Annotated in this window: 14 protein-coding genes; 13 read left to right on the top strand and 1 reads right to left on the bottom strand. The window is 61.6% G+C overall.

Annotation, left to right across the window (positions count from 1 at the left end):
* A partial coding sequence (locus EOD15_RS23020) for a trigger factor (protein WP_281035573.1) occupies window positions 1–366 on the bottom strand: 366 nt, incomplete at its 3' end.
* A 603-nt stretch (window positions 367–969) separates the two neighbouring features.
* On the opposite strand from EOD15_RS23020, the gene EOD15_RS23015 reads away from it, so the two are divergent.
* From EOD15_RS23015 to EOD15_RS22970, 13 genes are all read left to right on the top strand, one after another.
* Window positions 970–1,206: a hypothetical protein gene (locus EOD15_RS23015; RefSeq protein ID WP_127408852.1), complete on the top strand. Its 237-nt coding sequence runs from the start codon at window positions 970–972 to the stop codon at window positions 1,204–1,206.
* The gene (locus EOD15_RS23010; protein WP_127408851.1) at window positions 1,203–3,665 is read left to right on the top strand and encodes a DNA-directed RNA polymerase; all 2,463 of its coding nucleotides are present in this window, start codon (window positions 1,203–1,205) and stop codon (window positions 3,663–3,665) included. The genes EOD15_RS23015 and EOD15_RS23010 overlap by 4 nt, the downstream gene beginning before the upstream one ends.
* Window positions 3,666–3,732: 67 nt before the next feature.
* The gene (locus tag EOD15_RS35890) at window positions 3,733–3,900 is read left to right on the top strand and encodes a hypothetical protein (protein WP_164893182.1); all 168 of its coding nucleotides are present in this window, start codon (window positions 3,733–3,735) and stop codon (window positions 3,898–3,900) included.
* Window positions 3,900–4,157 (top strand): hypothetical protein, encoded by a 258-nt coding sequence (locus EOD15_RS23005; protein ID WP_127408850.1) that lies wholly within the window; start codon window positions 3,900–3,902, stop codon window positions 4,155–4,157. Before EOD15_RS35890 ends, EOD15_RS23005 begins: the two co-directional genes overlap by 1 nt.
* On the top strand, window positions 4,154–4,642 hold the full coding sequence (locus EOD15_RS23000) for a hypothetical protein (RefSeq protein ID WP_127408849.1): 489 nt from the start codon (window positions 4,154–4,156) through the stop codon (window positions 4,640–4,642). The genes EOD15_RS23005 and EOD15_RS23000 overlap by 4 nt, the downstream gene beginning before the upstream one ends.
* 31 nt (window positions 4,643–4,673) lie before the next feature.
* Window positions 4,674–4,832 (top strand): hypothetical protein, encoded by a 159-nt coding sequence (locus EOD15_RS35885; RefSeq protein ID WP_164893181.1) that lies wholly within the window; start codon window positions 4,674–4,676, stop codon window positions 4,830–4,832.
* Window positions 4,829–4,957: a hypothetical protein gene (locus tag EOD15_RS37265; protein ID WP_281035572.1), complete on the top strand. Its 129-nt coding sequence runs from the start codon at window positions 4,829–4,831 to the stop codon at window positions 4,955–4,957. Before EOD15_RS35885 ends, EOD15_RS37265 begins: the two co-directional genes overlap by 4 nt.
* Window positions 4,958–4,979: 22 nt before the next feature.
* Window positions 4,980–5,714, top strand: coding sequence for a hypothetical protein (locus EOD15_RS22995; RefSeq protein WP_127408848.1), 735 nt, complete (start codon window positions 4,980–4,982; stop codon window positions 5,712–5,714).
* Entirely contained in the window at window positions 5,680–6,156 is a 477-nt protein-coding gene (locus EOD15_RS22990) for an endodeoxyribonuclease (RefSeq protein WP_127408847.1), read from the top strand. The genes EOD15_RS22995 and EOD15_RS22990 overlap by 35 nt, the downstream gene beginning before the upstream one ends.
* A gap of 81 nt (window positions 6,157–6,237) precedes the next feature.
* Window positions 6,238–6,474, top strand: coding sequence for a helix-turn-helix domain-containing protein (locus EOD15_RS22985; protein WP_164893180.1), 237 nt, complete (start codon window positions 6,238–6,240; stop codon window positions 6,472–6,474).
* Window positions 6,471–6,974: a hypothetical protein gene (locus EOD15_RS22980; protein ID WP_127408845.1), complete on the top strand. Its 504-nt coding sequence runs from the start codon at window positions 6,471–6,473 to the stop codon at window positions 6,972–6,974. Before EOD15_RS22985 ends, EOD15_RS22980 begins: the two co-directional genes overlap by 4 nt.
* A gap of 14 nt (window positions 6,975–6,988) precedes the next feature.
* Window positions 6,989–7,246: a hypothetical protein gene (locus EOD15_RS22975; protein ID WP_127408844.1), complete on the top strand. Its 258-nt coding sequence runs from the start codon at window positions 6,989–6,991 to the stop codon at window positions 7,244–7,246.
* Window positions 7,247–7,459: 213 nt separating this feature from the next.
* Window positions 7,460–8,300: toprim domain-containing protein (locus EOD15_RS22970; RefSeq protein WP_185929042.1), on the top strand; the 841-nt coding region annotated here is incomplete at its 3' end.

The raw sequence follows: 8,300 nt of genomic DNA, 5'->3' as shown, positions 1-8,300 counted from the left end.
CGCCGGGATGATCTCGTAGTTGAGGCGGAATTCGAAGTCGGCGCCACCGGCCAGGATCTTCTCGGCTTCCTTCTCGTCCTCGGTCATGATGACTTCGGGCTGCATGGCAGCCTTTTCACCACGCCCGGTAATGATCGAACGGGTCGAATCGTTGAGGATTTCGTTGACCACTTCGGCCATGAACGACTTGCCGTAGACCTTGCGCAGGTGCTGTACCGGCACCTTGCCCGGGCGGAAGCCGTTGATGCGGACCTTGTTGCGGGCATCCGAAAGCCGCGCCATCAGCTTGGCTTCCATGTCACCGGCCGGCACGGTGATCTTGATCTCTCGCTTGAGACCGGAGTTGAGCGTTTCGGTGACCTGCATCGTAAAACCTTTGTTTTCACCAATGAGACTGCCACGGCCTCTGCCGTTCACAGCCTGCCGGTATATTCTTGCCGGGAATGGCTTTTGGTACGGAACCTGGCGATTTGACCGACAACCCGGCTCAAACTCTCCCAAACTGCGTTCCAAAATGTGAATAAGTTCTTGTTTTTCCTACTTCTTATCACATTCTGCAGAAGCGGATCGTCGCGTCCCGTCACATTTGACACGCCTTTTGTCACAGGCGAGGCCAATTTTCAACAGTCTTCGCATCCCGGCGAATAACCAGCATTTGGACCTGACCACATCTTGTCCCTGACCTCTACATCTTGTCTCCGACATTGACAGAATGATGGCCACATGGGATTGCCGGTCCATGCGGATGTGGCGGAACTGGTAGACGCCCTGGATTTAGGTTCTGCGGGGAGATTGTCCCGTAACCGGGCCAAAGCTAAACACCCAACAATCTCAACACGATAGGGCTCGCCGACAGGCGGGCCTTTGATTGTCCCGTATACGCACCGGATTTTGGTGCCTCAAATCCCCCAAGACACCAAAACAGGCCATCTGTGCCCGAACTTGTGCCCAACCAAGGAGAAACACCCCGTGTACGCCATCGACAAGAACGTCCCGATCCCGCCCCCAGCGAGCAAGCGGAACCAGAAGTGGCCTTACGTTTCCATGAGCCCCGGCGACAGCTTCCTCATCCCCAGCGCCGCGATTGCGAAGATGGGAGGAATGGGAAAGGCACAACGCCGCGCCCATGGAGCCGCAAGGGGGCGGGACGTGAGGATAGCCCTCCGCGCTACCGAAGCCGGCCTCCGTGTCTGGAGGACCGCATGACAGACATGATGGAAATTCAAGCCGATCTGGAAGGCCGTATGGCGTCCCTCGGCATCGAGCGTTTCAGGCGCAATGCTCTGGAAGCTCGTGAGGAAGGGCAGGCCACGCGGTCCCGCTCCATGCAGCAAGTCCTCGACGTGATGATCGACCCCACCGCCTCGGCGATCCTGAAGTTCCGGCAAGAGGCTGGGTCAGGTCGCGCCGGTCGCCGGCACAGCGCCGTCCGCTTTTTCACGGGGATAGACGCTGATGTCCTCGCCTTCATCGCCGCCAAGCTGGTCCTCGACGGCTACGCCCAAGAGACCAACCTGACCAACCTAGCGATTCGCATTGGGTCCACGGTCGAGCTGGAGAAGCGCATCGCCAAGTTCACCGAGGAGAACAAGGGCTACATGAAGACCGTTCAGGCCGATTTGGCAGGACGGACGGACCACTTCGAACACAAGCGCCGCGTCTACATGCACCTCCTGCGCGAGAAGGGCGACGAGTGGGAGAGCTGGCCGAAGCGGGACCAACTGCTGACCGGGCTCAAGCTGGTTGAGCTGATGTCGGCCTCCACCGGCCTGTTCGTCACCGACACCCGCCGGCAGGGGAAGAAGACCATCACCGTTCTGGAGCCCACGCAGCGCTTCCGGGACTGGGTGGCGACCCTCGACATGCAGTTCGAGATTATGTCGCCCGAGTACCTCCCCTGCGTGATCCCCCCGAAGGACTGGACGGGGCTGACCGGCGGCGGATACCACACCACCGCCTTCCCCTACCCGCTCCAGCTCGTCAAGACGCGAGCCAAGGCCCACAAGAAGGCCCTCCAGAGCGCCGACCTGTCCCACGTGATGGCCTCGGTCAACTCCATCCAGAGGACGCCGTGGGCTATCGAGACCCGGACCCTTGAGGTTCTCAAGGCTCTGCTCGGGACCGGGAACGAGGTGGCCGGTCTGCCTCCCATGCTGGACGACCCGGTGCCGACCAAGCCGGATGACATCGACACCAACGAGGCGGCCCGCAACCTGTGGAAACGCGCAGCGGTTCAAGTCCACAATCGGAACCGTTCGCTGTTCTCACGACGGATGCTGGCGCTAAAGACGGTGAAGATCGCGGAGGAGTACGCCCAGTACACCGCCATGTACTTCCCCCATCAGCTCGACTTCAGGGGCCGCGTCTACTCCGTACCCCAGGTTCTCAACCCGCAGGGCTCGGACGTGGCTAAGGGGTTGCTGGTGTTCGCCGAGGGCGAGCCGATCCACACCAACGAGGCGCGGGACTGGTTCCTCGTCCACGGGGCCAACTCCTACGGGATCGACAAGGTGGACTTCGAGGAGCGCAAAGCGTGGACGAAGGAGAACCTCGGGCACATTCTTCAGACCGCCAAGGACCCGCTCGACTACCTCTGGTGGGCCGAAGCGGACAGCCCCTTCGTGTTCCTGACGTGGTGCTTCGAGTTTGCCCAGTTCTACGCGGACCCGGTGAACTTCAAGTCTCGCATCCCAATCGCCATGGACGGCTCCTGCAACGGGCTCCAGCACTACTCGGCCATGCTCCGCGATCCTGTCGGGGGCAAGGCTGTCAATCTGGTGCCCAGCGACAAGCCGCAGGACATTTACGCCGAGGTGGCGAAGGTGGTGAACGACACCCTCTACTACACGGCGATGCAGGAACACCATCCGCAAGCCTGCTACGCCACCGAGGACGACCGCAAGGAATGGGCGCTCGCCGACACTTGGGGTGCCTTCGGGATCGACCGGAGCATCACCAAGCGCCCCGTCATGGTCCTGCCCTACGGCGGCACCCTGTCGTCCTGCCAGAAGTACGTCTTGGAGGCTACCTCTAAGAAGCTCGCGGCTGGCGTTAGGGACCCCTTTGGGGACACCCTGTTCTCCTCCTGCAACTGGCTTGGGTCCGTCGTCTGGTCCTCTATCGGGCAAGTCGTGGTGGCTGCAAGGTTGGCTATGGGCTGGCTACAGGACGTGACGCGGAAAATCTCCGCTGAAGGTCCGATCCAGTGGACCACCCCGAGCGGCTTTGTGGTCGTCCAGGCTTACCCCGAGCTGCGGACCAACCGCATCGACACCACCCTGTTGGGCTCTCGGTTCCAGCCGAAGTACAACGAGGAGGTGCCCGACACGATTGACCGCCGCCGGCAGGCCAACGGGATCGCCCCTAACTTCGTCCACGCTCTGGACGCCTCCGCGCTGACCCTCACGGTCAATCTGGCGGCCCAGCGGGGCGTGGACAAGTTCGCGATGATCCATGACAGCTACGGCACCACGGCGGCTCGGACACCCGCGCTTGCCAAGGCCCTCCGGGAGAGCTTCGTCAACATGTACTCCGGCGAGAACGTCCTTGAGACCTTCGCCCGCGAGGTCGTCCCCGATCACCTGACCGATAGCGTCCCTGCCGTGCCTATGGTTGGAGGTCTCGATTTGTCCGAAACCCTCAACAGCAAGTACTTCTTCGCCTAGATCGTCCCGTAACCGGGACAATTCCCCCTCCCTTCAGGATCATGTTTCCGAACGTATTGGAGTTATCATGCAGAAACCCAACATCACCATGCGCTACGGCGCTTCCCACGACGACATCATAGTCGACGGCCACACCTTCGTCCGGCACCAACTGACCGGCAAGGAGAAGCACTTCCTGCGCAACGTCGTCATCGACGGCCTCGTCAAGTGCGGCTTCGTCCGGAGGTCCAAATAATGATGGACATGGACCGGATTAACAACGTGGACGCTGCCTCGGTCGCAGCCACGACGCTTCAGATCATCGACCGTGTGCAGGACGACCGGAAGGAGATGCAGGTTGTGGCGCTCGCCGCTGCCTTCTCGGTCTTCTGCCGCCGACACCGCGTCGATCCCTCGGAGGTCTTCAGGGCCGCCTCTAACGTCCTTGCCTCGAAGTTCCGGGAGAACCCCGCCTTCGTCGCCCTCGACATGTACGTGGAGAACGAACTGTGAGCCACACCCTACCGAAGCCCCCGATCTTCGAGATGGCCGCCCTGGGAGCCCTCGCGCTCCTCGCGGCCTTCACCATCTGCAAGCCCTGTCATGCCTCGGAACTGCCGCCCAAGATCGGCGACACCAGCCTCATATGGGTCGAGGACAACGGTGGCGGAACCGTGGACGACTTCATCGCCCTGCGTAACCTTTGGGAGCGGGACCACACCAAGGTGGTCATTGCCGGCGAATGCTCGTCGGCCTGCACCCTCTACACCGCGCTGCCGACCATGTGTGTGAAGGAGGACGCAACTCTGAACTTCCACGCACCGTTCATTCTGCTCGCCGACCACACCCAAGCGTACGACGACAACTACACGGCTTGGTTCACCCGGCAGTACCCGAAGGTCATTCAAGACTGGATCGCGGAGCGCGGCGGGCTGACCCACGAGTGGCTGACACTCAAAGGCTCCCAGCTCAAGCGCCTACTCCGCATCTGCGACTAATTCGTCCCGTAAACGGGCCAATCGAGGAAACATGACAGTCACACTCTACCAGATTTTCGGCCAGAACATCGCGTCGAACCCCAACGCTCGCAGCCACTCCCGCACCCCGCTCATCTCCAAGAAGTTCGGCAACCGGGCCGCCCGCCGCAAGCTCATGGCCCTCGCTCGCAAGGAGGGGTTCCGCGCATGAACCTCCACCTCCAGCAGGCCATCATGCACTGGAAGCGCGGCATGACGCTTCCGGTCGACCTCGCCTTCAAGCTCGCGGACCTCGGCTACGACGTGCCCGCCCTTGAAGCCCTCTACTCCCACTAATCAACCTCATTAGGAGCCACGAATGGCAAAAGAAAAGAACCCCGATAAGGTCCGCGTATCGACCCCGCGCGTCACCCTGAAGTACCCGAAGCTGGATCGCGTCGACTATGGTTCGGAGAAGTACCCAGACAAGGACGGCAGCTACAACACCCGCTTCATCGCTGACCGTGCCGACCCGAAGGTCTCGGCCATGCTCGCCAAGATCGACGCCGTGATGGTCCGCGCCAAGGAGTTGGCCGAGGAGAAGTTCTCCAAGATGGACATCAAGGCCCGCAAGAAGATCGAGGCCAAGACCGGCGGCATCGTCGCGGATGAGCCCTACTCGACCGTCTACGACGACGACACCGAGGAGGACACCGGCAAGATCGACATGAAGGTGAAGATGAAGGCCAAGGGTGTCTACGGCCCGCGCCATCCGAGGAAGGGTGAGACCTGGACCGCCAAGCCGGACATTTTCGACGGCAAGGGTAAGCCCATGAAGAAGGGCCTCCAGATTTGGGGCGGCTCGGTCGCCATCATCAACTTCGACCTTGAGCCCTACTTCGTGGACGGCTCGGGCTCCTACGGTGTCTCTCGGCGCCTGAACGCGGTCCAGATCATCGAACTGGTCTCCGGCGGTCAGCGAGCGGCTTCGTCCTACGGCTTCGAGGCCGAGGAAGACGGCTTCGACGCGAACGATGTCGAGACCGAGGAAGACGAAGACAACGACGACAGCGGTTCGGATGGCTCGCCGGACGACGACGACACCGACTTCTGATACCCGGCGCAGGGCTGTCCTGCACGGTTACCGCTCGGGACTGGAAGAACGCATCGCGAAGGAGTTGGCCGAGAAGGGCATCCATGTCGTGTTCGAAGGCACCAAGGTCTTCTACACGCCGCCCATCAAGACCCGCTCCTACACGAACGACTTCCCGCTCTCGAACGGCATCTTAGTCGAGACCAAAGGCCGGTTTGTCACAGAGGACCGGCAGAAGCACAAAGCCATCAAGGCTGAACACCCCGACCTCGACATTCGGTTCGTGTTCTCGAACTCCAAAGCAAAGCTCTCGAAGGGGTCGAAGACGACCTACGCCAACTGGTGCGACCAGTACGGCTTCCTCTACGCCGACAAGTCGATCCCGGACGCATGGCTCAACGAGCCCCCGTGTCCCCTCCGGCTGTCGGCCCTCGAACGAGCATCCAAGAAACCCAAGGCGTGACGGTGGGGGCTTCGGCCCCTGCCTCCCATACGCATCCTCGAAAGGACAATCATGAGTTTCAAGCCTCGCAACGGCCAGCCGATGAAGACGCTGGTCCTCAACCACCTCCGCAAGCACGGCAACCTCTCGCCGATTGAAGCGTCAGCCATGTGGGCCTGCCGCGATCTGCCGAAGCGAATCTCCGAGCTGAAGAAGGCCGGCCACCCGATCAAGGTCGAGTACAAACAGGACGACATGGGCCAGCGGTATGCCCGCTACACCTATGACGCCGATGCCGTCCGGCAGGCCCAGCAGTTCCAGAACAAGGCGTTCGCATGAGCGGCAGTCTGACCAAGAACCCGGAAGGGCTCCTTGAGAAGACCTACGCCAACCTCACGGAGCTGATCGACCGCTACGTCCCCCGCCACACCCGAGAGGAAGTGTGGGAGATGCAGCGCCTCCACGAGGAGCGTGTTTGGGACCTTCTCTCCACCATCCACTCCTATCGCGAGCGCAACCAGCAGATGGCCGAGCGCATGAACGCGATGGAGAAGGAATACTACACGCACACCGCCATCCCGGTCGGCCATGGGTTCTTCAAGGCCGACGCCTTCGTGGACATCAGCTCGCCGGACATGGCGAAGACCTACCAAGTGACGTGGCGTCCCGACCCGTACCGCGCCCAGCTTCGGCTGGCCTACCGGCCCATCAGCAGAGAAGAACACCCGCACCTGTTCGAGGCCACCATGCGCCAGTTCGAGGATGAGATAACTCGCTCACTCATCCCCAAGCTTCGGAACGAGTTCGCCAAGCTCTACGCAACCGACAACTACCGCTAACGGAGACAGCAGACATGAACATCATCGACACCATCCGCACCTTCCTGGGCCTCGTTCCGTCCACCGAGAAAGCCATCGCAGGCTTCACCAAGGCCGCCGCCCACCTCGACTTCGTTGCCGAGTATGAGGCCGCCGTGATCGCCGCACACGCGGAGAAGATCGCCTCGCTTAAGTCTCGCATTGACAGTATCGCCAAGGCCCGCCTCGACGCTTTCGCCCGACGCGACCGCGCCAAGACCATCGCCGCCCGCGTCAACGCGATCGTCTCGTAATGGTCTGGATACTTCTCGCTATGGCGGCTTGGGCTCTAATCCTCGCCTACGTTGAGTGACGACAGCGAGTTCCTGCATCACGAGCCGTGCCCCGAGTGCGGCTCATCTGATGCCCTAGGACGATACACTGACGGGCACGGGCATTGCTTCTCGTGCGGACACTACGAGCCCGGTGACGGGCAACCCCAACAAGATCGAAAGGAACGCACCCGAGTGGAGGGATTGATCCCCTCCGGCTCCCCGCAGGCGCTCGTCAAGCGCGGCATCAGCGAGGAAACATGCCGGAAGTGGGGCTACACAACAGGCGAGTTCAAGGGCCAAACGGTCCAGATCGCCACCTACCGGGACACTTCAGGGACCCCAGTGTTCCAGAAGGTCCGTTTCAAGAACAAGGACTTCCTCGCCCTCGGGGACAAGAAATCCGCGGGCCTCTACGGCCAGCACCTTTGGCGCGACGGCGGTAAACGCATCGTGGTCACTGAAGGCGAAATCGACGCCCTGTCGGTCTCCCAAGTCCAAGGCAATAAGTGGCCGGTCGTCTCCCTCCCCAACGGAGCTGACGGCGCGGTCAAGGCCATCTCCAAGGCCCTGCCCTACCTCCTCGGCTTTGACGAAATCGTCCTCATGTTCGACCACGACGAGGCCCACCACCGGCCCAACGGCGAGGTCTTCTACCCCGGACAGGAGGCGGCTCAAGCGTGTGCCATGCTGTTCCCGGCGGGCCGCTGCAAGATCGCACGGATCGACGGCCATAAGGACGCCAACGAGGCCCTCCAGGCTGGCGACGGCGCGAAGATCGTGGACGCCATCTTCGGTGCCCGCGCCTTCCGACCGGACGGAATCGTCACCATCGCAGACGTGAAGGCCAAGGCCCTCATCCCTACCGAGATGGGCCTGCCGTGGTTTGGGGAGGAACTGAACTACCAGCTCTATGGCCGCCGCCTCGGCGAGATTATTGCCATTGGAGCCGGCACTGGGGTCGGCAAGACCGAGTTCCTCGCCAAGCAGATTTACTACGACATCACCACCCTCAACGAGCCGGTGTGTGTCTTCC

The sequence above is a fragment of the Mesorhizobium sp. M7A.T.Ca.US.000.02.2.1 genome (assembly GCF_003996995.1).
Lineage (GTDB): Bacteria > Pseudomonadota > Alphaproteobacteria > Rhizobiales > Rhizobiaceae > Mesorhizobium.
The sequence above is the reverse complement of the archived record's forward strand: the minus strand, read 5'-3'. Positions and strand labels throughout refer to the sequence as shown.

What these genes read in the sequence shown, in the direction of transcription:
- EOD15_RS23010 (WP_127408851.1), top strand. Translation starts at nt 1,203, where the DNA reads ATGACAGACATGATGGAAATTCAAGCCGATCTGGAAGGCCGTATGGCG.
- EOD15_RS35890 (WP_164893182.1), top strand. Translation starts at nt 3,733, where the DNA reads ATGCAGAAACCCAACATCACCATGCGCTACGGCGCTTCCCACGACGAC.
- EOD15_RS23005 (WP_127408850.1), top strand. Translation starts at nt 3,900, where the DNA reads ATGATGGACATGGACCGGATTAACAACGTGGACGCTGCCTCGGTCGCA.
- EOD15_RS35885 (WP_164893181.1), top strand. Translation starts at nt 4,674, where the DNA reads ATGACAGTCACACTCTACCAGATTTTCGGCCAGAACATCGCGTCGAAC.
- EOD15_RS37265 (WP_281035572.1), top strand. Translation starts at nt 4,829, where the DNA reads ATGAACCTCCACCTCCAGCAGGCCATCATGCACTGGAAGCGCGGCATG.
- EOD15_RS22995 (WP_127408848.1), top strand. Translation starts at nt 4,980, where the DNA reads ATGGCAAAAGAAAAGAACCCCGATAAGGTCCGCGTATCGACCCCGCGC.
- EOD15_RS22990 (WP_127408847.1), top strand. Translation starts at nt 5,680, where the DNA reads ATGGCTCGCCGGACGACGACGACACCGACTTCTGATACCCGGCGCAGG.
- EOD15_RS22985 (WP_164893180.1), top strand. Translation starts at nt 6,238, where the DNA reads ATGAAGACGCTGGTCCTCAACCACCTCCGCAAGCACGGCAACCTCTCG.
- EOD15_RS22980 (WP_127408845.1), top strand. Translation starts at nt 6,471, where the DNA reads ATGAGCGGCAGTCTGACCAAGAACCCGGAAGGGCTCCTTGAGAAGACC.
- EOD15_RS22975 (WP_127408844.1), top strand. Translation starts at nt 6,989, where the DNA reads ATGAACATCATCGACACCATCCGCACCTTCCTGGGCCTCGTTCCGTCC.